The following is a 22,796-nucleotide window of genomic DNA, read 5'->3' as shown; positions in this document are numbered from 1 at the left end:
GGGCCCGGCCCCACGCCTGCCGGCCGCGCGTCGCTGCGACGGCGACGCGGCTCAGTGCCAGTGCTTGCCCTTGTGCTTGTGCTTGTGCTTGTGGTGCTTGTGCTTGTGGTGGTGCTTGCAGTGGCCCGGCGGCCAGCAGTCGTCGTGGTGCACGTCGATGACGATCGACGGCGCGTCCCACACGATCACGCCGACGTAGGCCGGGCGCGGCGCGTACAGCCAGCCGTAGAAGCCGACCCCGCCGGACACCACCACGACGTCGTTTTTGACCACGATCGGGGTCGTGTAGTCGTAGACGATCGTCTCGTGGCCGATGAAGACCGGCGCGTAGGTGGCCTTGACGACCAGCACGTTGGTGGTCTTGTCGGCCGTGAAGTCGATGTAGCCGACGATGACGAAATTGTCCTTGTCCTTCTTGCCGGACGGGAACGCGTGCAGCTCGAAGACGATCGTGTCGCCCTGCTTGACCTCGACGATCTGGATCTTGTCGATCTTGCCGTCGCCGTCGATGTCGATGCTGTGCAGCTTCTCTTTCGGGTTGTTGATCTTCTTCTCGAGCGCGTTGGCGTCCTTGACCTTGCCCTTCTTGATCAAGTACGTGACCGTCTCGAGGTCGAGGGCGTCGGGCTTGAGCTCGACCTTGACGTCGACGTCGGCCACGACCTTGGCGTCGCCCTCGGGCGCATCGGCCTCGGCGGCGACCACCGCCTCGCCGCCGGCTTCGGCCTTCACGGCGACGTCGGCCTCGGCCTCGGCCTCCGCGGCCGCCCTCTGGTTGGCGATGATCGCGGCGTCGCAGCCGGCGAGCGCGGCGAGGAGCGAGATGGAAAGGATCGATTGCTTCACGTTCGACCTCGAGGGGGGTTGAAGTCCGCGCCTTGGACCGGCGCGGACGACCAACTTCCAGGACTATCCGACCTGGGGGACTCCCGGGTCAACCCTCCGCAGATCGCTCCCATGCGGGCCCGCGGCCCCACGTGCGCGCAGGTCGGACAGCCGGCGACAGCCGGTCGCGCGGCCGGCGAACGAGGTTATCGTTTCACCATGTCCTCGGGGCCAGGTATTTTTGGACATGACCCAAAGCGCTCATCGAATTCGGCGAGCAGGCGCGCGGCGGCAAGCATGGGCTCGGCGCACGGGCCGACGCTGGCGCGGCACATCCACTCGGCCGCCGGGTGGCTGGCCGCGAGCGCGGCGGCCAGGCGGCTGAGGTCGGCGGCGCCCGCGTAGTGGATCATCGCGCTCTTGCCTCGCGGGTAGCGGACGAGGCCCTCGCGAAGCCGGACCTGCAGCACGCCCGGGGCGGCCGGGAGCTGCGCGGCGGCGGTGGAGAGCGGGTGCCAGGGGCCGAACTTCATGACCTCGCGAGGGTAGCCCAGCGGGGTGTTGGGGTCGCGCGGGGACTTGCCGGCCGGCGGAGCCCGGCCGTAGGGTGGTGCATGTCCTGGCGCAGCCTCGGCGCGTTCTCCATCTCGATCTCCTTGTGGGCCGCCTGCGGCGACGCCGGCGGCGGCAGCCAGAGCGGAGGCGGCAGCGACGGCGACAGCAGCGGCGACGCCGGCAGCGACGGCGGCGGCGCGACCGCGGACGCGAGCGACGGCGACCCGACCAGCGCGGGCAGCGAGGGCCCCGGCACGACCACCGGCGCGCCCACGACCGGCGCGACTGGCACGACCGACGGCAGCGGCACCACCGGCGACCCCGGCTTCGGCCCCGGGCCGTGGGACCACGGCATCTTCATCCCGCCCGAGCCGCAGAAGGACGGCGACCCCGCGCTCGGCTACGAAGCGCTGCTCACCAAGGGGTACGTGTCGTGCGGCGTCCCGTGGGGCCTGTGGCCGCTGGTCAAGCCGATCGTCGGCACCTGGGCCGAGCGAGGGCCGCTGCCGGGGCGCACCGGCAAGAACGCCGAGGTCCCGTACCACTGGACTGTCCACAACAAGAACGGCGCCGACATCGTCAGTCAGAACTGCCTGCAGTGCCACGCCGGCTCGTTCAACGGTCAGCTGATCGTCGGCCTCGGCACCGCCGACTTCGACTTCACCGACGACATCAGCCAGATGCTGCAGAACGTGTGGATCCCCGACATCCCGATCCCCGGCCTCGAGGAGTTCACGCGCTTCCTCAACCGCACCAAGGCGCTCGGCCCCGAGACCGTCATGCGCACCGTCGGCACCAACCCGGCCGAGATGATCGCCGTCACCCTGGTCGCGCATCGCGACAAGGACACGCTCGAGTGGTACGACGAGCTGCAGTACCCGCTGCCCGACATGACCGTCGCCTCCGACCCGCCGCCGTGGTGGCGGGCGAAGAAGAAGAACGCGCTGTTCTACAACGGCATGGCGCGCGGCGACCACCGCGGCACGATGATGCTGGCCTCGGCGCTGTGCACCGACTCGGTCGCGGAGGCCGAGCAGATCGACAGCTACTTCCACCACATCCAGGCGTTCATCCGCTCGGTGCAGGCGCCGAAGTACCCGCTGGCGATCGACGCCGCGCTGGCGAACGAGGGCGAGGTCGTGTTCCTGGCCAACTGCGCCGGCTGCCACGGCACCTACGCCGCCGACGACTCGCAGGACACCTACCCCAACCTGCTCTTCCCGCTCGACGTCATCGGCACCGACCCGGTGGTCGCCGAGGGCGGCACCAAGTACGCGCCCTACCTGGTCGACTGGTACAACGACAGCTGGTTCGGCAAGATCACGCGCATGGAGCCCGCCAACCCGTTCCCGGGCTACATGGCGCCGCCGCTCGACGGCGTGTGGGCGACCGGCCCGTTCCTCCACAACGGCTCGGTGCCGACCATCGAGCTCGTGCTCGACAGCACGAGGCGGCCGAAGTACTGGAGGCGCGTCGACCTCGACTCGACCAACTTCGACGAGGACGCCCTCGGCTGGCCCTTCGTCGAGCTGCCCTACGGCCAGGTCGGCGCGTCCGACGACGAGCGCAAGTTCGTCTACGACACCACCTTCATCGCCCACAGCAACGCCGGCCACACCTTCGGCGACCACCTCACGGACGCGCAGCGCCGCGCCGTGCTCGAGTACCTCAAGACGCTGTGAGCAGCGGGTCGCGCCCGCCGACGGTCCCGGCCGAGCCGGCGGCGGCGAAGCGGAAGAACAGGTCCTCGGCGAACCACCGCCGCGACAGGGCCGCGCGGGCCGCGGCCTGGTGGTTCGAGCCGGCCCAGGCGAACTGCTCGAGGCTGGCGGCGTCGTCCCACACGCTGAACGTGACCGGACGGATCCACGGCAGCTCGCCGATCCCCAGCGCCAGGCGCAGGCCGGGCGCGCGCACCAGCCGGCGGTTGATCGCCGGCACCCGGGCCCAGAACGGCAGAAAGCCGCGCAGGCGCAGGCGGGCGCGGGTCAGCGCGACGACCGGCAACCTCTCCGGCATGTCCCCGAGGCCAGGTCCGAACGGACATGCTCCGCCCCAGCTGCCGCGGCCGCGCAGGGTCAGCAGCGCGACCGTCCACGCCTCGTCGGCGCGGGCGCGGTAGTCGGCGAACAGCCGGCTCGCGGCGAAGAAGTCCTGGAGGACATGCTCCGAAGACCAGGTCGCGACCAGGGCGTAGCGCGACAGGTCGGGCCGGGCCGAGAAGCCGAGGCCGCCGCCGGTGCCGCACAGGCGCCAGAACTGAAGGCCCGGGGTCGCGGCCAGCGGCGCGCGCGCGCGGCCCATCTGTTTGAACGCCCACAGCCGCTGCCCGGGCGGGAAGCGCAGCACCGTGACCGTGGTGATCGTCGCGCCGGCTGGCGGGCGGTGCAGCCACCGGATCGCGGACTCGGCCGGCACTCACGACCCCGGCAGGAACTGCACCGCGTGCTGCGGGATCGACGTGGCCGCGCCGACCAGCACCTGGTCGCCCCAGCGCTCGACCCACAGGGCGCGGTCGGCCGCCGCGCGGTACACGTAGGTCGCCACGCGCGGCAGCGCAGGGCGCCCGTGCATGCCGACGCCGGTCGCGCTGGCCTGGCCGCGGCGCTCGAGCGCGTAGGTGTGCTCCTCGTGCGGGATGTGGCGCGGCGGCTCGCCCGAGAGGCCGTGGCCGCGCACCGGCTCGGCGAGCAACCACCGCTCCTGGTCGGGCGAGCCGACCAGCCAGCGCTGGCGGTCGGCGTCGGTCATCACGGCGATCACCGTGGCCGTCGCGCCCTCCTTGAGGTTGACCACGCCGTCGACCAGGTAGTCGCCGTCGAGGTTGGGGTCGCCGGTCTCGACGACGACGACGTCGCCCTGGCGCAGCGAGGTGAGCGTCAGCTCCGGCCCATCGGGGCTCTCGGGCGCGGCGCGTGGAGCCGGGGCGGGCTGGAGGCGGCCCTGCAGGCGCTGGGCGACGCGCGCGCGGATCTTCTGGCTGACGGGGTCGCCGGGGATCGATCCGGAGGTGGTGGACGCGGAGGCCGCGGCCGCGGCCGCGAGCGCGAGCGGAGGATGTGGGCCGTCACCCTCGGTCAGCTGCCGGCGGTCGCCCCAGTCGCGCAGCCGGCGGGCGGCGAGGATCCCGACCCAAAAGGCACCGGCGATGGTCATGGCGGCGAGCAGGGAGGCGAGCGTCAGCATGCGGGAGGAAAGGCCCTCAACGCTTGCTTGTAGCACGCGGCCTGGACCCGCGGGAGGCAGCGCTTGCTGGGACCGCCTGACGCATCACCTGCCGCAGGGCCGCGGGGCGGGCGAGCCCGGGGCCACCCGCGCCGCCGGGGCCGGCTCGCTCCGCCGAGGCGAGGCGCCATCCGCTCGATCGCCGCGAGGCCGTCCGACGCGGGCCCGAGGTCGTGGCTCGGCGCACGACGACGCGGCCACCCCGCGCGCTGGCGCGCCCTCGCCGCGGCAATCTCATGTCCCTTGTGCCATGTTCGGCGTGGGGACGGCCTGCATCGGCGAGGATCGGCCACGTGAGCAGGACCGTAAGAACATGTCTCCGAGGACATGCCCCTTCCAGCATGCCCCGACGCTCACCGGCGCGGCGCCGGGGGCGCGGCCGTGCGGGGGTCTTCCGGCCAGGAGTGGCGGGGGTAGCGGCGCATCAGCGCCTTGCGGACCTCGGGGTAGTGGCGGTCCCAGAAGCCGGCGAGGTCGGTGGTGACCTGCTCGGCGCGGCCGTTGGGGGCCAGCAGGTGGAGCACCAGCGGGACCTTGCCGCCGGCGACGGCGGGGCCGCGGCTCATGCCGAAGAAGTCTTGCAGGCGCGACGCCAGCCACGGCGGCTTGTCGGGCTCGTAGTGGACCGCGGCGCGCCGACCTCCCGGCAGCTGCACGTGGGTCGGGGCCAGGCGCTCGAGCCCGCCGCCGCCGGCCACGCGGGCCAGCAGCTGCCCGTACAGGTCGGCCGCGCGCAGCTCGGCGAAGCTGGTCCGGCCCTCGCACAGCTCGGCCAGCAGCGCGCGCGCGACCGCCTCGGTGACGACCGGCGCGTCGGGCACGTGGGCGGCGACGAAGGCCGAGCGGGCCATCAGCCCGCGCAGCGCCTCCGCGTCGCCGACGAACTTCTCCGGGCCGGCCGCCAGCGCCATCTGTCGCAGCAGCTCGCCGGCCGCCGGCGGCAGCTTCGCGGTGGTGGTGCGCTCGAGCAGGAGCCCCATGTACCGCAGCTCGCGCGCCCCCTCGACCCGCTCGCGCGCCGCGTTCCACTGCAGCTCGTCGCGCTCCTCGATGTCGTCGCACAGCTGGTCGATGAGCCACTCCGGCTCGATCGCGCAGGCGCTGCGCACCAGCACCTGGGCCCCGCGGTCGGCCTCGCGCCGCTGCTCGACCTCCAGCGCCAGCAGCCACGGCGCCGTGCGCACCACCGACCCGGGCCCGAGCCGCGCCGCCCCGCCGCCGGCCAGCGCCAGCCCGCGGAAGCCCCCGACGTCCTCGCGCGCCTGCGCCACCCGCTCGGGGAAGGCCGCCAGCAGGGCCATGCGCAGCCTGTCCTCTCGTTCCTGCTCCTTGAGACCTTGCTCTTTGGACCTGTCCCTGGAGTCACGCGGAAGCGCCCGCAGCAGCTGGTCGCGGACCTGCAGGGCGCGGCGGGCCGGGCCGGCGAGCAGGCCGCGCTCGTCGCCGCGGCGGCGCAGCTTCTCGAGGTCGGCGAGGTCGACCAGCACGTCGGCGTCGGCGTCGCACGAGGCGAGCGCGCCGGCCGGGCGGATCGACCGCTCCGACAGCAGCGCCGCGGCGCCGCAGGCCAGCCCCGGCACCCCGCGGTCGATGCCCTCGCACAGCAGCCGCCCGAGCCGCGGGTGGAGCGGGAACGCCAGCATGCGCCGGCCCAGATCCGTGACCTGTCCCCCGGGACCGACGGCCCCGAGCCGCCGCAGCAGCCCCTCCCCGGCCTGCAGCGCCGCCGCCGGCGGGGCCTCGAACCACGCGAACCCGGCCGGCTCGGCGACCCCGAACGCGTGCAGGTCGAGCAGCGCGCCGGCCAGGTCGACGCGGTGGATCTCCGGCGGCGTGTGCTCGGGCCGGCGGTCGTGGTCGTGCTGGGCGTACAGCCGCAGGCAGCGGCCCGGCCGGGTGCGCCCGGCCCGTCCGGCCCGCTGGGCCGCCGAGGCGCGCGAGATCTTGCTCAGCTGCAGCGTCGGGATCCCCGTCCACGGGTCGTGCGCGGCCACCCGCGCCAGGCCGCCGTCGATCACCGCCGCGACGCCGTCGATCGTCACCGACGTCTCGGCGACGTTGGTGCTGAGGATCAGCTTCCTCCTGGAACATGGCCTCACGGCCAGGTCTTGCTCGGCCGGCGGCAGCTCGCCGTGGAGCGGGAAGATCTGCAGCCCCGCGTGCGCGGCGAAGCCGGCGCAGGTCTCGGCGGTGCGGGCGATCTCGCGGGCCCCGGGCAGGAACACCAGGACGTCGCCGTCGAGGCCCTCGTCGACCAGCCTGGCGAGAGCGCGCAGCACGCCGGAGTGGAGCTCGCCGTCGCCGCCGAGGTGCTCGATCGCCACCGGGAACATGCGGCCGGCGCTGGTGATCCGGGCGCACTCTTCGGCTGCCCCTTCGGACAGGTAAGCCGCGACCGCGGCGCCGTCGAGGGTCGCCGACATGACGACGATCTTGAGGTCGGGCCGGCGCTCGCGCTGCAGCCGGCGCAGCAGCGCGAGGCCGAGGTCGCCGTCGATGTGGCGCTCGTGGAACTCGTCGAGGACGACCACGCCGACGTCGCGCAGCTCGGGGTCGGCGTGCAGTTTGCGGCCGAGCAGGCCCTCGGTGATGAAGCGCAGGCGCGTGTCGGGGCCGACGTTGCTCTCGAAGCGGACCTGGTAGCCCACTGTGGCCCCGAGCGGCTCGCCGAGGCTGTCGGCCACCCGGGCCGCGGTCATGCGCGCGGCCAGGCGGCGCGGCTGCAGGACCAGCACCTCGCGCCCGCCGTGGAGCCCCGCCTGCAGCAGCGCCAGCGGCACGCGCGTGGTCTTGCCGGCCCCGGGCGGCGCCTCGATCACCGCGCAAGGCGAGCGCCGCAGCGCCGCGACGATGTCGTCGAGCACCTCGTCGATCGGCAACCTCGGCGTCCGTGGAGCAAGCGTCGCCACGAACGGGCAGCATAGCGGGCCGTCGCGGCGGCGCCCGCCGGGCCGTTTGCGCCGGGTCGCGTGAGTTTTCGAGGCCGGGCCGCGCGGGGCGCGAGCTGTCCTCGGGGTCATCTCTCCCGCAGACCTGTCCCGAACGGCAGGCGGCGCGTGGGCAACAGACGCCGCCCTTGACCGCGTGCGGGGGCCGGCGCCAAGCTCACGCGGACGTGGCCTTCAACCTCGCGCAGCTCGAGCTCGGCGCCCGCGCCCGCGTGACCCTCGTCGGGGGCGGCGGGTCGCTGGCGCTGCGGCTGCTCGAGATGGGCTTCACGCCGGGCACGGTGGTGGTGCTGATCAAGCGGGCGCCGTTCGGCGACCCGCTCGAGCTGCAGGTGCGCGGCTGCCACGTGTCGCTGCGCAAGGCCGAGGCCGCGCGGATCGAGGCGGTGCCGCTGTGACCGCGCTGCGCGTCGCGCTCGCCGGCAACCCCAACGTCGGCAAGACCAGCCTCTTCAACGAGCTGACCGGCGCGCGCCACAAGGTCGGCAACTACGCCGGCGTCACCGTCGAGACCCGGGCCGGCGCCGTCGTCGCTCGCCACGGCCCCGCGCGCCCGATCACCGTCCTCGACCTGCCCGGCACCTACAGCCTCACCCCCACCGCCGAGGACGAGGCCGTCGCGTTCCGCTGCCTCACCGGCGCCGAGGGCCAGCCGCCCGACGTCGTCGCCCTCGTGCTCGACGCCGCCAACCTGGCCCGCAACCTCTACCTCGCCGTCCAGCTGCTCGAGCTCGGGCGCCCGCTGGTCGTCGCCCTCAACATGATGGACGTCGCCGCCGAGGCCGGCATGCCGGTCGACCCCGCGGCGCTGTCGCGCGCCCTCGGCGCGCCGGTCGTGCCGACGGTCGCGCGCACCGGCGAGGGCATCGGCCGCCTGGTCGAAGCGCTAGGTTCTATCGACCATGTCCCTCAGGACAGCTCAGAGCGGCCGCCGCTGCGCGCGCGCGTGCTCGCCGACGCGGCCGACCCCGAGGCCCCGCCCGGGACCCCGCCGGTGCGCTGGCGCTGGCTGGTGTCCGCGGCCGCGGCCGGGAGCCTCGACCTCGCCTGCCCCGACGCGGGCGAGCGGGCCGCGCTGGCGGCGATCGACCCCGCGACCCTGACCGCCGCCGCGCACGCGCGGGTGATCGCCCGCTACCGCGAGGTCGACGCCGTGCTGGCCGAGATCGGCTTCACGGCGGCCCAGCGCGAGCGGGCCCCGGCGATGAGCCGCTCGGCGGCGATCGACCGCGTGCTGACCCACCGCGTGTGGGGGCTCTTGATCTTCGTCCTCGTCATGGCGACGATCTTCAGCTCGATCTTCACCTGGGCCGAGCCGATCATGGGGGCGATCGAGTCGCTCATCGGCTGGCTCTCGGAGCAGGTGACCGCCGCGTTCGGGTCCGGCGTGTTCACCGATCTGCTGACCCAGGGCGTGCTGGCCGGGGCCGGCAACGTCCTGGTGTTCGTGCCGCAGATCGCCCTGCTGTTCCTGCTCCTCGGGCTGCTCGAGGACTCCGGCTACATGGCGCGCGCGGCGTTCTTGGTCGACCGCCTGATGGCCCGCGTCGGCCTGCACGGGCGCGCCTTCGTCCCGCTGCTCAGCGGCTACGCCTGCGCGATCCCGGCGATCCTCGGCACGCGCACGATCACCGACCCGCGCGACCGCCTCGCCACCATCCTCATGATCCCGTTCATGAGCTGCAGCGCGCGCCTGCCGATCTACGTCCTCTTCATCAGCGCGCTGTTCCCCGCCGAGGACCGCGTCGGTCCGTTCACCGTCGGCAGCCTCATGCTGGTCGGCTTCTACGCGCTGTCGACCGCGTCGGCGCTGGCCGCCGGCGCGATCTGGAAGCGCACCGTCCTGCGCGGCCCGACCCCGCCGTTCGTGCTCGAGCTGCCGCCGTACCGCCTGCCGCGCCTGCGCAACACCCTCCTCCACGTCTACGACCGCACCGCCGACTTCGTCCGCCAGGCCGGCACCGTCATCCTGGCGATGACGATCGTGCTGTGGGTGCTGCTCAGCTTCCCGCGCCCGCCCGAGGCGCCCGCGCCCGGGCGCGCCGTCCCGGCCGCCGTCGACCTCCAGGTCGACCCCGCGCCCGCATCAGATGTCGCCGAGGACATGTCGGATGGTGCATCCGAGCATGCCTCTTCGGACATATCGCAAGAACCAGCCGACGACTCGCCGATCGTGCACTCGATCGGCGGCAAGATCGGGCTCGCGCTCGAGCCGGTGCTGGCGCCGATGGGCCAGGACTTCCGCATGGGCATCGCCATCCTCGGCAGCTTCGCCGCGCGCGAGGTCATGATCAGCACGCTCGGGCTGGTCTACGGCATCGAGGCCGACGACGAGAACCAGACCCCGCTGCGCGAGGCCCTCCGCGAGGCGCGGGAGCCCGACGGCTCGCGGCGCCACACCCCGCTGAAGGGCCTGGCGGCGATGATCTTCTTCGTCTACGCCTGCCAGTGCATGTCGACGCTGGCGGTCGTGCGCCGCGAGACGCGCTCGTGGAGGTGGCCGCTGCTGATGTTCGCCACCATGTCGACGCTGGCCTACGCGCTGGCGGTCCTGGTCTACCAGGTCGGGCGCGCGCTCGGGTACACATGAGCGAAGGACCATGTCCGTTCGGACATGGCCCTTCGGTCATGCAGCGCGCCTCAGACCTGGCCGGAGCGGGCCTTGAGGAGGTCGCGGATCTCCGTCAGCAGCACCTCCTGCGGCGACGGCGGCGTCGGCGCGGCCTCCTCCTTCGTCATCATGCGGTCCTTCGCCCGCTGGATCGCCGACACCAGCAGGTAGACGGCGAACGCGACGATCAGGAACGTGACGACGAAGTTGAGGAACACGCCGTAGCGGACGGTCACGGCGCCGGCGTCGGTGGCCGCCGCCAGCGAGAGGTAGGGCCCCGGGACCTTGCCGTCCTTCAGCACGAGGAACAGGTTGCTGAAATCGACGCCGCCGAGCGCGAGGCCGATGGGCGGCATGATCACGTCGTCGACCAGCGACTTGACGATCGCGCCGAACGCAGCGCCGAGGATGATGCCGGAGGCCATGTCGATCAGGCTCCCGCGCATGGCGAACTTCTTGAAACCGCTGAGCATCGGGCGGCAAGGATTGTCCAGGTCGGGCGTTCCCGCTAGTGGGGGCCCGCGCGGAGCTCGAGATTCACGAAGTCGACCGCGGGAATCGAGTCCCGCCCCGGCTGGGCCCGCCGAGGCTTACAGCCGATCGGAGGCGATGCCGACCGAGCCGACGCCCGCCTCGTGGGCGGCCGCCATCAGTCGGATGACCTCGCCGTATTTGGTCCCGGGGGCCGCGTCGATCGCCAGCTTCCCGTCGGTCTGCACCTTTTGATTGGCCTTGAGCGCCGCGATCACGCTCGCGTCGTCGCCGGCGATCACCTGCGTCCCGAGCTTGACCACCCCGGCCGGGTCGATCGACAGCAGCAGCGTCGCGTTCGGATCGGCGGCCCCCTGCACCTTCGACTGCGACGGGATGTCGAGCGGCATCTGCGTGTTGGTAGCCGGCGGCGCCGACACCATGAAGATGATCAGGAGGCACAGGAGCACGTCGACCAGCGGGGTCACGTTGATCTCGTTGAGGGCGTCGCCCTCGTCTCCGCCGACGCTGACTGCCATGGTGCCGCCACGCTAGCGGGCCGGCGCCGCGGCGTAAAGTCCACGGCGCGCGGGGGTGTTCGCCGCCGCCCGCGCCAGGGTTTCCGCGATATCCTGCGGCATGCTCCGCGCCGCCCTCCTCGCCCTGGCGCTCGCCGGGACCGCCTGCAACGCGCCCGCGCCCGCCCCCGCCGCCAAGCCCGAGGCCGACAAGAGCGCCGACAAGCCGAGCTCGCCGCCCGCCCCCGCGCCGACCGCCCCCGCCGCGATCACCAAGCCCTCCGATCCCCTGTGTGACGCCGCGGCCGAGCCGCTGGCCGCCCTGCGGGCCCACGCCGGCGGCGCCGCGATCGCCTACACCGGCACGCCCCTGCAGAAGTGGGTCATCGCCAGCGACGCCGCGACCGGGCGCCACGACGACGCCGGGATCGCCGCCGTGCTCGCCGACACCTCGCCGGCCGGCCTCGCCTACGTCCGCGCCCGCATCGAGGGCTCGATCGCCCAGTGGATGCGCGACAAGCTCAAGCGCGCCGCCGGGGGCACCGAGGGCCGCGACGCCGCGTGGGCGGCCGCCCGCTGCGCCTGGGCCGTCGCCTTGAAGCCGCTCGCCGCCGAGGTCGCCGGCACCGATCCCGGTCTGGCCGAGGAGGTCGACGCCGCCTTCGCCGCGGGGGACCTCGCCCTCGCCGGCAGCGACGCCGCCGCGATCGACAGGGCGCTGTTGCCCGGCCACGAGGTGATCGAGAAGTCGTGGTTCCGCCTGGTGCACCGGCGCCTGATGGCCGCCCTGGCCGAGGCGAGGAACAATGGCGACCCGGTGCCGCTGGCGCGCGCGCGCGGCCTGTTCGAGGACCTGCGCGACCGCCTGAAAGATCGCAACACCCCGGGCATCGCCGTCGTCGACAGGGAGCTCGCGGTTGCCCCCGACAAGGTCGACGCCGAGGTGATCGAGCGCGAGATCGCCCTGGCGCTGGTCAAGCGCGCGCGCAAGTACTGCGACGAGGCCCTCACCCCCGCCGCCAAGGGTCCGCTCGGCAGCGCCGCCGCCATGGCCACCGCCGCCGAGGGCACCGCCTACACGCGAGTTGTCCTTCCGGACATGTCCGAAAAGCTCAAGAGCCAGGGCTTCGACGAGGCCGCGCACCTGCAGACCTGGCAGGCGTACAGCGAGGCGGTCGCCGAGGACGACGTCGACGAGGCCAAGCGGGCCAGCGCGGAGCTCGTGCAGTGGAACTGCGCCTACCAGCAGGCCTTGAAGATCCGCGAGTGCACGTCCTCGGCCGACGAGGCGCCGGCGGCGGCGAAATGATCGTGTCGCCCGGGGCGCGCTCGCCTCGCGCCTTGCGTGCCTGCAAGGTCGCGGGGCGACGGCGGCTCGACGGGCCGTGATCGCGGCGTCGACCCGGCGCGCGCGTCGGCACGCGGACATCGGTCGCGACGCGTGGAGTCGATGTCGTCACGCATCGTCGCGGACGTCCTTCGCCTCGCATCATGCAGGGCCCCAAGGGCGAGCCCTCGAGCGACGTCGCGGCGTGTCCTCGTGAGCACCCAACGGCCCGGATCACGCTTCTGCGCGCGGTCCGATGAAGTTTGCGGCGCGAGCGGCCACATTGATGTCGCCTTGATTTGACTGTCTCCCGCCTTCACCAATGGTTCCAGGTAGAGGTTCAAGATGCGCCACACAGGACTCGCCGCCCGCATGATTTTCGCCGAACGCTTCACGGCCGCCGTCATCGATCGGCCGTTCTACGCCGGCCTGCGCATGGTCGCCGCGCGTCCGCGCGTGTCCGAGCCGACGCCGACCGTGGCCCCCGCCGAGCCCCAGCCCGCCGCGCCGATGCCGCGCGCCGCGTGATGCCCCGACCTCGCGCTGCGCGCCGCGCCGCGCCGAGGGACATGACCCTTGGAGCATGTTCTCCGGGTCATGTCCTTTCGTCGTCTCGGGGCCACGACACGACGGGCATCCGCTCGCGCGACGCGGCCCGCTCGGGCGCCGCTCACTCGTGCAGCGCGGGGATGACGAGCACCGGGCAGATGGCCTCGCGGATGACGCGGTCGGCGGTGCTGCCGACGAAGAAGCGGGCCACCCGCGAGCGGCCGCTGGCGGCCAGCACGATCAGGTCGGCCGACTTGCGCTCGGACTCCTCGATGATGACGCTGACCGCCACGCCGGGTCGGGCCTCGAGGACCACCTGGACGCCGCTGCAGTGGCGCCCCGCGATCACCTCGAGCGCCGCCTTCGACGTCTTCTGCGCCGCCTCGTGGACGTCGGTCAGCACCTGCGACGACAACCCGACGCTGAGGTTGCCCGCGTACATCGTGCTGTAGTTGAGCGCCGGCGTGACGTGCAGCAGGATCACCGTGCCGAGGCTCGCGCGCGCCAGGTCGGCCGCGAGGACGACGCTGCGCACGGTGCTCGGCGAGAACTCGATGTACTGGCCGTCGACCTCGACCGCCTGGCCGGCGGCGATGTGCTCGTCGCTCGCCGGTGAGAAGTCGACCGGCACCAGGATCTTGGTGAAGGGGGCGCGCGCGGGGGTCATGTCGCTATTGTAGTACAGCCCCGATCGGGTGGAAGGTGGACGCATGTCACGCTCCGTGCCCGGGCCCCGCTTCGCTCCGCTCGCCGCCTACCGCTTCGCCGTCGACCCGTACGGGTTCTTCGCCGCGTGCAAGCGGCGCTACGGCGACCCGTTCGCGTTTCACCTCGGCGGCCAGCGCTTGGTGGTCACCGGCGAGCCTGAGCTCGCTCGGGTGCTCTTCACGATGGACCCGGACGCCACCCGCTCGTTCGGCACCAATCACCTCGGCGCGGTGCTCGGGGACAACTCGTTGATCGTCGTCAGCGGCGCGCGTCACCGCCGCGACCGCAAGCTGCTGACCCCGCCGTTCCACGGGGCCCGCATGCGCTCGTACGGCGCGATCATCCGCGAGGCGGCGCGTCGCCACGCGGCCGCGTGGAAGGTCAACGAGCCGTTCAGCATGCAGCGCACCACCCAGGCGATCTCGCTCGAGGTGATCGCGCGCGCGGTGTTCGGCGTCACCGACCCCGAGGAGTGCGCGCAGGTCGGCGCGTCGCTGGTCGCCGTGATCGACGCGCTGCACCCGCTCATCCTGTTCTCGCGCCAGGCCCAGCGCGACCTCGGGCCGCTGACCCCGTGGCGCCGCTTCGCCGCCGCCCGCGCGCGCGCCGAGGCCCTGACGCTGCGGCAGATCGCCAGGCGGCGGGCCGAACCGGCGGACGACATCCTCAGTCTGATGCTCGCCGTGCGCGACGAGGAGGGTCGCGCGCTCGCCGACGACGAGCTGGTCGACGAGCTGCTCACGCTGTTGTTCGCCGGCCACGAGACCACCGCGATCGCGCTGGCCTGGGCCTTCTCGTGGCTGCTGCGGGCCCCGGCGGTGTTCGCCCGCCTGCGCGCCGAGCTGGCCGCCCTCGGCCCCGACCCCGACTTCGAGGCCGTCGCCGCCCTGCCCTACCTCGACGCCGTGTGCCACGAGGTCCTGCGCCTGTGGCCGATCCTCCCCATGGCCCCGCGCACCCTCGTCAAGCCGCTGCAGCTCGGCCCCCACGAGCTCGAGCCCGGCACCGGGATCGCCGTCGGCACCGCCCTCCTGCATCAGAACCCCGACCTCTACCCCGACCCGCACACGTTCCGGCCCGAGCGCTTCCTCGGTCGCAAGGTCTCGCCCTTCGAATTTACGCCGTTCGGCGGCGGCCACCGGCGCTGCATCGGGGCCGCCTTCGCCCTGTACGAGATGAAGCAGGCCCTCGCCGTGCTGGTGCCCGAGCACGACCTGCGGCTCGTCGGCACCACACCGCCGCGGCCGGTGCGGCGCAACCTGTCGCTCGGCCCCGCGGACGGCGTCCTGGTCGTGCGCGCCGGCTGAGCGCTCGCGCCCGACCCCTGTCCGCGCGCCGGGCCACGGCGTATCCTCATCGGGGAGTGGAGGCCTCGACAGCCGCGGCGCCCATTCACCTGACCCGATGTACATGTCCTCTCGCACAGGGATTAAAATTTATGGACCAGCGTAGCAAGATCCCCGGGCTCGCCCTGCTGGCGCTCGGCTTCACCCACTGCACCGACAGGGAGCCCGCGGGGGACCCGATCGTCGGCGACTGGCGGGCGATCCAGGTCGACGGCGAGAAGCACCCGCAGAACGGGCCCGACGGGCTGAGGGGCGAGCGGCTCCACATCGGCGCCGACCTCGAGGGCGACATGACGCGCTATCAGTCCTACGACTTCGACGGCCTCGACTATCTGGTGGAGGCCGTCGCCGACCTCGTGGTCGACGCCTCGGCCGCGCCGAAGTACCGCCTCGACGTCGCCCACGACTTCTTCGACGGCTACGAGGGCAGCGAGCCCGGCGAGCCCAGCGTCAGCGGCAGCGGCGAGCCCGACACCGGCTACGCCGACACCGGCGTCCCCGACCCGGGCTACGACACCACCGGCGACTACGCCGACGCCGGCGACGACGACCTCGCCGCCATGCGGCCGCTGAAGCTGCCGACCGCCCCGCAGCTCGCCCCGGGCGCCATGATCTTCGACTGCACGCTCGCGGGCGACACCCTGACGTGCGACCGCGAGGGCGCCGAGGACTCCAGGCACTGGGTCTTCACCCGCGTCCGCCCGGGCGACGAATCTTGAGGAGGATCGCCATGCAGCACCGCATTCACGTCCCCGCGCTGGCGCTCCTCGGCCTCAGCTTCACCGGCTGCCCCGACGACGAGGACAAGCCCGACCCGATCGTCGGCGACTGGAGCGCGATCCAGCTCGACGGCGAAAAATTCCCGGCCGTCTACAGCGAGGGCTCGTACACCGCGATCTACGGGCTGCGGCTCACGGTCGAGGACGACCTCGCCGGCCGCATCGACTACTACAGCGTGGTCGACTACGACGACTTCTCCTATCAACACTCGTTCGGCTCCGACCTGGTGGTCGACGCCGGCGCCGCCCCGACTTACCGCATCGAGGTCCGCAACGATCTGTTCGGCGGCGGCGACGTGGACTACAGCGACACCGCGGCCGCGGCCACCTCCGAGGCCTACGACAGCTACGGCGACGACAGCAGCGGCACCGGCGGCGACGGCTACCTCGGCGAAGGCTCGGCCGCCCGCGAGCTGGCCGCGTCGCACCGGCCGATCCTCGCCCCCGCGGAGGTGGTGCTCACCTGTACTTTGGAGCAGGACGTCCTGACCTGCGCCGCCGAGCCGAACGGCCCGAAGTCGGTCGTCTTCAAGCGCAAGGTCGAGGTCAAGCCCGCGGACGAGTGACGCTGGCCCGCCCGTGCGCGCGATGCTAACTCGCGCGCACGATGCCGAAGCTGTCCCACGAGGCGCTCGTCCAGTTGGTCCGCCACGCCCCGGCGCTGATCCCCGACCTGCTGTGGCCCGGCGAGCGCGCGCCGGGCCCGATCCGCATCACCGCCGCCGAGTTCGTCGACCTCGACTTCGCCGAGCACCGCGCCGACGCCGTCCTCGGCCTCGGCGGCGCGCCGGACCGGCCCGACGAGGCGCTCGTCGTCGAGGTCCAGGTCGAGCGAGACGCCCGCAAGCGCTACACCTGGCCGGTCTACGTGGCCGGCCTGCGCGCGCGCCTCGGCTGCCCCGTCACCCTCGTGGTCGTGTCGCTTGACCCCGCGGTCGCCCGCTGGTGCGCCGAGCCGATCGACCTCGGTCGTCGCCGCGGCACCGTCCACCCGTGGGTGCTCGGTCCCGAGGCCGTGCCCGTCGTCACCGACGTCGAGCAGGCGCGGGCGCTGCCCGAGCTGGCGGTGCTGTCGGTCGCGGCCCACGCCGACGAACCCGGCGCCGAGCACATCGCCCTCGCCGCCCTCGCTGCGACCCGCGGCCTCGACGATCAGCGGGGGATCCTCTATCCTGACTTCGTCGTCGCCCTCCTGGGCCGCGTGGCCCGCACCGCGCTGGAGCAGCTCATCATGGCCAACGGACGCTGGGAACCACTGAGTGACATGTTCCGCAAACCCTGGCTCGAGGGCATCGCCACGGGCAAGGCCGACCTGCTGCTCAAACTGCTGCAGCTCAAGGGCTTCGCCCTCGCCGCCGACCAGCGCCAGCGCGTCCTCGACTGCCAGGACGAGGCCCTGCTCGACCGCTGGGCCGGCCGCGTGCTGACGGCCACGCGCCTCGACGACGTGTTCGCCGACTAGCGCCGCCCCGCTCGTCCCGATCACGACGGGATGAGGCCTTCACCCGGATCGCCGGCGTTGTCGCCCGGCGAGTCGGACCTCGTCGCCCGGACTACTCGCTCTCGGCGAGGTCGGCCTGCAGCGCCTCGCGCTGCTCGGGAGTCAGCGCCGTCTCGCCGCTGATCTCGCCGGGCAGGTCGACCCCGCAGGCGAGCGGCGCGACGCCGGCGACGGCGAACTTCAGGTACTGCACCGACGACAGCCGCCGCTCGCTGACCTGGCGGGGGTCCCAGGTCGGGCGGATCCGCGTCCCGTCGGCGCCGACCAGGTAGAGGTGCTGCGGCAGCGCTCGCCAACGCGACAGCTTGACGTCGCGCTCGTTCGGGTCGTCGATGCCGATCAGCACCGTCGCGCCGAGCTCGCCGGCGTGGCCGAGCAGCTCGTTGTAGGTCTCGATCTCGTGGAGGATGTCGCGCTCGCGGACGATCTGCTCGACGCGCATCATCTCGTGGATCTGGTAGCGGATGGTCTCGTGATTCTCGAACAGGAAGGTCAGGCAGTCGGCGACGACGACCCGGCGCAGCCGCTTGGCCGCCAGCGCCGAGCTGCGGAGCTGCGCCCGCTGCTCGTTGTAGGTCACGTAGTCGAGGATCTCCGGGCGCTGGACCGCTCTCATGGCAATTCTTCCTTGGTCTCGTCGGCCTCGCCGGCGCCGAAGCTGTCGCCGCGATAGGCGCGGGCCAGGAGCGACATCGGGTGCAGCGGGCGGGTGCCGGCGTGCTGCTCGAACTGGATCGCCGCCAGCGGGCAGTCGGTCACCCACGTCTGGGCCTCCGCGCCGCGCATGCCGTCGAACGCCTTCTTGCCGATCCGCTGCGACGGCTCGAAGCCCTCGACGCGCATCGCGTAGGTGCCGTCGTGGCCGCAGCACTCGCTGACGAGGGAGACCTGGACGCCGGGGATCTTCTTGATCAGGTCGCGGCCCTTGAAGCCGACGGCCTGGGCGCGCAGGTGGCACGGCGCGTGGTAGGCGACCGGGCCGTGCGGGCCGCTCTTGAACTCGCCGGAGAACCGCGGCTCGCGGCGGATCGACCACAAGAACTCGCTCGGGTCCATCACCGCGGCGGCCAGCTTCTCGGCCCGCTCACGGTCTGCCCCTTCGAGCAGGTGCGGCCACTCGCGGCGGAGCATCATCGAGCAGGTCGGGTTGATGGCCAGGACCTTGGCGCCGCGCTCGACGAACGGCGTGAGCACGTCGAGGTTGTGGCGGGCGTTCTTGCGCAGCGAGGTCAGGTCGCCGTGCTCCCACGCCGGCATGCCGCAGCAGCGCAGGCCGGCGGCGCAGCGCAGGTCGACGCCGTTGCGCTCCATCACCTCGCAGGTGTCCTTGCCGATCTGCGGCTCGTTGTGCTCGACGTAGCAGGTCTGGAACAGCACCGCCTCGCCGCCGGGCTCCGCGGCGATCTTGCCCGACTGGTCGGCCCACTGCTCGAAGCCCTGCGGCGCGAACTCCGGCAGCTGCTTGTCGCGGTGGATCCCCAGCACCTTCTCCATGAACCACCGGTGCAGCTTGACCTTGTTCATGGTGTTGACCACGCCGAGGCTGGCGCGCGCCAGCTTGCCGGTCAGGTCGGGGTCGCCGAGGAACTTGTCGCCGAGGCTCGTGCCCTCCTCGCGGGTGCGCAGCGCCTGGTGGCGGTGGACCAGCTTCGGGAAGTCGAGCTGGAACTCGTGCTTGTCCCGCGGCGTGTACGGGCACTGCACCTCGCACAGCTTGCACTGGAAGCACGCGTCCATCACCCGGTTCGTCTCGTCCTTCGTCACGCGGGTGACGTCGCCGTCGTGCTGCTTGTCGAGCAGCTCGAACAGCGTCGGGAACGCGTCGCAGTACTTGAAGCACATGCGGCAGCCGTGGCAGATCTCGAACGCGCGCGTGACCTCCTTGGCCAGCGCCGACCTGTCCCAGTAGACAGGCTCGCTCGGATCGTAGGACAGCCCGTCGGTCGGCTTGTACGAGATCGGCCCGTGGCTCATGTCGCGCTCTGCGGTTGCGGGATCGGCCGGCGAGGCCGTGGAGTCTGGATCTTGAGCTGACCCGGCGGACATGCCCGTTCGAGCATGTCTGCGGGGACCTGTCCGTTCACGCAGCGACGCCCGGGGCGGCGCGCGCGCCGGGGCTCACGCGTCGAGGCCGACGAGGGCCTTCTGGAACCGGCCGGCGTGCGAGCGCTCGGCCCGCGCCAGGGTCTCGAACCAGTCGGCGATGTCCTCGAAGCCCTCTTCACGGGCGGTGCGCGCCATGCCCGGGTACATGTCCGTGTACTCGTGGGTCTCGCCGGCGACGGCGGCCTTGAGGTTGTTGGAGGTGTCGCCGATCGGCAGGCCGGTGGCGGGGTCGCCGACCTTGCGGAGATAGTCGAGGTGGCCGTGCGCGTGGCCCGTCTCGCCCTCCGCGGTGTCGCGGAACAGACCGGCGACGTCCGGGTGACCCTCGACGTCGGCCTGCTTGGCGAAGTAGAGGTAGCGGCGATTGGCCTGGGACTCGCCGGCGAACGCGTCCTTGAGGTTCTGGTGGGTCTTGGTGCCGTTCAGCTTGCTCGCGCTCATGATGGAGGAATCTCCTGCGGGGATCGGTGCACGCGTCTTCTACCACGCCGGCCGTGCTCTTGGACACATGCCCGGACGGCCATCGCGTGCGCTCGCCGCGTTGCCCGCGGGAGGGGGTCCAGGTTAGCGTGACCGCCGTTCTGATGACGGACGGCGACACTCTCGGCGTGCACGACATCCCCGAAGCCACCGGCATGCCCGCGCCGGAGGGCACCTCGCTCGAGCTGCGGCCCGTCGACGGCATGCCGACCTGGTTCGGCCGCCGCCTCGCCCGCGCCCTGCTGCGGTTCGTCAGCATGGAGGAGAACAAGCCGGCCCAGCTGTCGCAGCTCGTCACACCGACGGCCGGCTACTTCCGCCGCGACCGCCACGTCCACCCGGCCGTCGACCCCGATACCTACCGCCTGCAGATCACCGGCGTCGCCAACCCGCGCGTGCTGACGCTGCCCGAGCTCCTGGCCCTGCCGCGCGAGACCCGCGTGTGCGTGCAGGAGTGCGCCGGCAACGGCAACCATCTCCAGGGCTCGGCCGGGTTGTGCGGCCAGGCCGTGTGGGAGGGCCCGAGCTTCGCCAGCCTGCTCGAGCTGTGCGGCGGTCCGGGGCCGGCCACCCACTTCGCCTGCCACGGCCTCGACACCCTCGGCTTCCTCAAGCGCGGCTACCACTACGGACTGTCGCTCGACGAGCTCACGCGCGCGCGGGCGATCGTCGCCGTGACGATGAACGGCGAGCCGCTGTCGCGCCGCCACGGCTTCCCGTCGCGCCTCATCGTGCCGCGGATCTACTCGATGTCGCACGTGAAGTGGCTCAGCCACATCGAGGGCAAGACGAAGCCGCACATGGGCATCCACAACCGCCTGGTGTTCACCAACAAGGAGCTCCGGGACGGCAAGTGGGTGCGCGTGCAGGCGCGCTGGATCGGCCTCAAGTCGATCATCTCCGACTGCCGCGCGGCCCAGGGCGGCGGCTGGCTGCTGCTCGGCGCGGCCTGGGGCGGCGAGCGCCCGGTCGCCGCCGTCGAGGTCAGCACCGACGGCGGCCTGTCGTGGCAGCGCGCCGGCCTGCAGCCGGTCCGCGAGCAGGTCGCCCGCGACGCCCGCCTCGCCTCCGGCGAGATCGACGGCGCCTGGTCGGTGTTCCAGTTCCACTGGCGACCGCCCGGCCCCGGCACCTACAAGGTCGGCTCGCGCGCGATCGACGAGGACGGCAACGTCCAGGCCCTCGACAACGACCCCAACGTCCACGGGCATTTTAATCAGACCCGGGTCAAGTGGCGCACGGTGGTGGTGCCGGAGAACCGGCTGCCGCCTGGCGCTTGAGACGTTCTTTCTGATGGGAATGTTCTTGGGGACATGCTCGCTCGGGCATGTCCCCAAGGCCATCCGAAAATCCGGTCACAGCGGCACGTAGCCGAAGAAGGCGCCGAACTGGGGCATGGGCGCGCGCTCCTCGTGGCCGATGTCCCAGCCGAGGCGGACGAGCGCGCCGACGGCCCAGCTGCGCGTATCGCCGAAGCGCACGCCGATCCGCGCCTCGACCTCGGCGATCGGCTTGAGCGGCAGGGTGAACGCGACGCCGCCGCCCACCCCCGCGAGGCCGCGACGCGTGGCCCCGAACCCGTGCAGCCCCACCAGATAGTGGCGATGCGTGAGGACACCGCTCAGGTAGCGGTCGGCGAGCCCGAACGACACGGTGAGCTGATAACCGAGCGCCCACGAGCGCGGCAGCCGGCCGCCTAGGAAGATGGTGGGGGGCGCGAACGAGGGCACGTCGCTGATGCCGAACACGAGGGATGGCATCCAGGCGAAGATGAACCCGCGTCGGTCCTCGGATGTCGCCGGAGCGACATCGGGCACCGCCGGAGCGGCCTGCGAAGCGACGGGCTCCGCCACGGGCCCCTCGGCGACCGGAGCGGCCGTCACGGAGCCGGGAGGGGCCGCGACGGGCTCCGCGGCGGCCGCGGCGGTCGCGGGCTCGGGAGCCGGTGCGGTGGGCTCGGGGACCCCGACCGGCGGATCTTGCACGGCGAGCAAGAGCGCGAGGCCGATCATGCGCGCCTCCTTCGCCGGCCCGCGATCCACAGCAGCGGCGCAAGCAGCCACGGCGCGGCCCCGAAGTGCCGCTGCCCGACCGCGCAGGGGATGTAGACCGCCTCGCGCTCGCCGATCTCCTCCGGCTCGAGCCGCAGGGTCTCGCCGCGCGCTCCGTTTGCGGCGACCGGCGTGAACTCGAGCGGGCCCGCGGTGGGCGGCAGGCGGAGCTCCGGCTCGTCGCGCACGCTGATCGGATAGATCTCGCCGGTCGGATAGCGCAGCTCGATCCGCCCGCCCTCGCGCAGGTAGGGTGCCTCGAGATCGTCGAGCCGTATGAGCAAGTTGTCGGCGTCGCCGCCACAACAACCGCCGTCGGTGCCGCGCTCGATACGGACCTCTCGCAGCGTCACCTCCTCGGGAGGCGAGGCCGCGGCGTCGCCCACGGTGAACTCGTTCTGGCCGTAGTCCTGAATGCCGGCCGGACAGCTCATCGTGTAGGTCTCGCCGGCGACCAACGGCTCTCGCGGCACATACTCGATCAGCTCGCCGAACCCCACCTCGCCCTCGTCGACCCGACAATTGCTGCCCAGGCGGACCGGGTCGGCGAAGCCCGAGTAGCCCTCGGCCTCGAGCGTGCAGGCTTCGGGCTCGGAGCCGCAGGAGAAGAGGCGCCACGGGTGCGCGTCGATCGGCACGTCCTCGGTGACCACCAGCTCGCCCCCGCGTGTCCAGCCGGGCGACCAGCACGACAGCGCCTCCGCGGGCGCCGGCGCGACCAGGAGCGCCGCGACGCCCAGGACGAGAGGCCACACCCATGACCGACACGACGATTCCAACCGACGACGCATAAGCT

Annotated in this window: 23 protein-coding genes; 10 read left to right on the top strand and 13 right to left on the bottom strand. The window is 72.6% G+C overall.

The window, feature by feature from the left end:
* Positions 1–51 precede the first annotated feature (51 nt).
* Positions 52–846: a hypothetical protein gene (locus K7C98_RS03580; RefSeq protein ID WP_224190076.1), complete on the bottom strand. Its 795-nt coding sequence runs from the start codon at positions 844–846 to the stop codon at positions 52–54.
* Positions 847–1,031: 185 nt separating this feature from the next.
* Positions 1,032–1,358, bottom strand: a complete 327-nt coding sequence (locus K7C98_RS03575; RefSeq protein ID WP_224190075.1) for a hypothetical protein — start codon at positions 1,356–1,358, stop codon at positions 1,032–1,034.
* An 81-nt stretch (positions 1,359–1,439) separates the two neighbouring features.
* Here K7C98_RS03575 and K7C98_RS03570 point away from each other — a divergent pair, with 81 nt between their 5' ends.
* On the top strand, positions 1,440–3,062 hold the full coding sequence (locus K7C98_RS03570) for a hypothetical protein (RefSeq protein WP_224190074.1): 1,623 nt from the start codon (positions 1,440–1,442) through the stop codon (positions 3,060–3,062).
* Here K7C98_RS03570 and K7C98_RS03565 read toward each other — a convergent pair.
* The 3 genes from K7C98_RS03565 to hrpB all read right to left on the bottom strand — a co-directional run bounded on the left by K7C98_RS03565 (position 3,049) and on the right by hrpB (position 7,514).
* Positions 3,049–3,798 (bottom strand): hypothetical protein, encoded by a 750-nt coding sequence (locus K7C98_RS03565; RefSeq protein WP_224190073.1) that lies wholly within the window; start codon positions 3,796–3,798, stop codon positions 3,049–3,051. The genes K7C98_RS03570 and K7C98_RS03565 overlap by 14 nt on opposite strands.
* Positions 3,799–4,566, bottom strand: coding sequence for a DUF4178 domain-containing protein (locus K7C98_RS03560; protein WP_224190072.1), 768 nt, complete (start codon positions 4,564–4,566; stop codon positions 3,799–3,801). It lies immediately after the preceding gene.
* Between the two features lie 392 nt (positions 4,567–4,958).
* A complete protein-coding gene (gene hrpB, locus K7C98_RS03555) occupies positions 4,959–7,514 on the bottom strand; it encodes an ATP-dependent helicase HrpB (protein WP_224190071.1) in 2,556 nt (851 codons plus the stop codon).
* A 206-nt stretch (positions 7,515–7,720) separates the two neighbouring features.
* On the opposite strand from hrpB, the gene K7C98_RS03550 reads away from it, so the two are divergent.
* Together K7C98_RS03550 and feoB are read left to right on the top strand one after the other, a co-directional pair.
* Complete coding sequence (locus K7C98_RS03550; RefSeq protein WP_224190070.1) at positions 7,721–7,951, top strand: FeoA family protein; 231 nt, start codon at positions 7,721–7,723, stop codon at positions 7,949–7,951.
* On the top strand, positions 7,948–10,143 hold the full coding sequence (gene feoB / locus K7C98_RS03545) for a ferrous iron transport protein B (RefSeq protein ID WP_224190069.1): 2,196 nt from the start codon (positions 7,948–7,950) through the stop codon (positions 10,141–10,143). The genes K7C98_RS03550 and feoB overlap by 4 nt, the downstream gene beginning before the upstream one ends.
* Positions 10,144–10,193: 50 nt before the next feature.
* Here feoB and mscL read toward each other — a convergent pair whose 3' ends face one another.
* Both mscL and K7C98_RS03535 read right to left on the bottom strand, forming a co-directional pair.
* Positions 10,194–10,637, bottom strand: a complete 444-nt coding sequence (gene mscL, locus K7C98_RS03540) for a large-conductance mechanosensitive channel protein MscL (protein ID WP_224190068.1) — start codon at positions 10,635–10,637, stop codon at positions 10,194–10,196.
* A 117-nt stretch (positions 10,638–10,754) separates the two neighbouring features.
* Positions 10,755–11,174: an ExbD/TolR family protein gene (locus K7C98_RS03535; RefSeq protein ID WP_224190067.1), complete on the bottom strand. Its 420-nt coding sequence runs from the start codon at positions 11,172–11,174 to the stop codon at positions 10,755–10,757.
* A 100-nt stretch (positions 11,175–11,274) separates the two neighbouring features.
* Between K7C98_RS03535 and K7C98_RS03530 the strand changes: the two genes are divergently transcribed.
* Both K7C98_RS03530 and K7C98_RS03525 read left to right on the top strand, forming a co-directional pair.
* Positions 11,275–12,462 (top strand): hypothetical protein, encoded by a 1,188-nt coding sequence (locus tag K7C98_RS03530; RefSeq protein WP_224190066.1) that lies wholly within the window; start codon positions 11,275–11,277, stop codon positions 12,460–12,462.
* A 363-nt stretch (positions 12,463–12,825) separates the two neighbouring features.
* A complete protein-coding gene (locus K7C98_RS03525) occupies positions 12,826–13,008 on the top strand; it encodes a hypothetical protein (RefSeq protein ID WP_224190065.1) in 183 nt (60 codons plus the stop codon).
* 142 nt (positions 13,009–13,150) lie between these two features.
* Here K7C98_RS03525 and K7C98_RS03520 read toward each other — a convergent pair whose 3' ends face one another.
* Positions 13,151–13,696 carry a universal stress protein gene (locus K7C98_RS03520; RefSeq protein ID WP_224190064.1) on the bottom strand — a complete coding sequence of 182 codons (546 nt, stop codon included), beginning with the start codon at positions 13,694–13,696 and terminating at the stop codon, positions 13,151–13,153.
* Between the two features lie 43 nt (positions 13,697–13,739).
* Between K7C98_RS03520 and K7C98_RS03515 the strand changes: the two genes are divergently transcribed.
* The 4 genes from K7C98_RS03515 (at position 13,740) to K7C98_RS03500 (ending at position 17,324) form a co-directional block, all read left to right on the top strand.
* On the top strand, positions 13,740–15,044 hold the full coding sequence (locus tag K7C98_RS03515; protein ID WP_224190063.1) for a cytochrome P450: 1,305 nt from the start codon (positions 13,740–13,742) through the stop codon (positions 15,042–15,044).
* 131 nt (positions 15,045–15,175) lie between these two features.
* On the top strand, positions 15,176–15,802 hold the full coding sequence (locus K7C98_RS03510; RefSeq protein ID WP_224190062.1) for a hypothetical protein: 627 nt from the start codon (positions 15,176–15,178) through the stop codon (positions 15,800–15,802).
* 11 nt (positions 15,803–15,813) lie between these two features.
* Entirely contained in the window at positions 15,814–16,428 is a 615-nt protein-coding gene (locus K7C98_RS03505) for a hypothetical protein (protein ID WP_224190061.1), read from the top strand.
* Between the two features lie 41 nt (positions 16,429–16,469).
* Positions 16,470–17,324 (top strand): hypothetical protein, encoded by an 855-nt coding sequence (locus tag K7C98_RS03500; protein WP_224190060.1) that lies wholly within the window; start codon positions 16,470–16,472, stop codon positions 17,322–17,324.
* 91 nt (positions 17,325–17,415) lie between these two features.
* On the opposite strand, the gene K7C98_RS03495 is transcribed toward K7C98_RS03500, so the two are convergent.
* The 3 genes from K7C98_RS03495 to K7C98_RS03485 all read right to left on the bottom strand — a co-directional run bounded on the left by K7C98_RS03495 (position 17,416) and on the right by K7C98_RS03485 (position 19,910).
* Positions 17,416–17,979 carry a DUF3501 family protein gene (locus K7C98_RS03495; protein ID WP_224190059.1) on the bottom strand — a complete coding sequence of 188 codons (564 nt, stop codon included), beginning with the start codon at positions 17,977–17,979 and terminating at the stop codon, positions 17,416–17,418.
* A complete protein-coding gene (locus K7C98_RS03490) occupies positions 17,976–19,337 on the bottom strand; it encodes a heterodisulfide reductase-related iron-sulfur binding cluster (protein WP_224190058.1) in 1,362 nt (453 codons plus the stop codon). The genes K7C98_RS03495 and K7C98_RS03490 overlap by 4 nt, the downstream gene beginning before the upstream one ends.
* A gap of 144 nt (positions 19,338–19,481) precedes the next feature.
* Entirely contained in the window at positions 19,482–19,910 is a 429-nt protein-coding gene (locus tag K7C98_RS03485; protein WP_224190057.1) for a rubrerythrin family protein, read from the bottom strand.
* Between the two features lie 128 nt (positions 19,911–20,038).
* Here K7C98_RS03485 and K7C98_RS03480 point away from each other — a divergent pair, with 128 nt between their 5' ends.
* Positions 20,039–21,229, top strand: coding sequence for a molybdopterin-dependent oxidoreductase (locus K7C98_RS03480; RefSeq protein ID WP_224190056.1), 1,191 nt, complete (start codon positions 20,039–20,041; stop codon positions 21,227–21,229).
* A 75-nt stretch (positions 21,230–21,304) separates the two neighbouring features.
* On the opposite strand, the gene K7C98_RS03475 is transcribed toward K7C98_RS03480, so the two are convergent.
* Positions 21,305–21,961, bottom strand: a complete 657-nt coding sequence (locus K7C98_RS03475; RefSeq protein WP_224190055.1) for a hypothetical protein — start codon at positions 21,959–21,961, stop codon at positions 21,305–21,307.
* Positions 21,958–22,755, bottom strand: coding sequence for a hypothetical protein (locus K7C98_RS03470; RefSeq protein WP_224190054.1), 798 nt, complete (start codon positions 22,753–22,755; stop codon positions 21,958–21,960). Before K7C98_RS03470 ends, K7C98_RS03475 begins: the two co-directional genes overlap by 4 nt.
* Positions 22,756–22,796 lie beyond the last annotated feature (41 nt).

This window comes from Nannocystis pusilla (genome assembly GCF_020073745.1).
Taxonomy (GTDB): domain Bacteria; phylum Myxococcota_A; class Polyangia; order Nannocystales; family Nannocystaceae; genus Nannocystis; species Nannocystis radixulma.
Note: the sequence above shows the minus strand (reverse complement) of the source record. Positions and strands in the feature narration are given on the sequence as shown.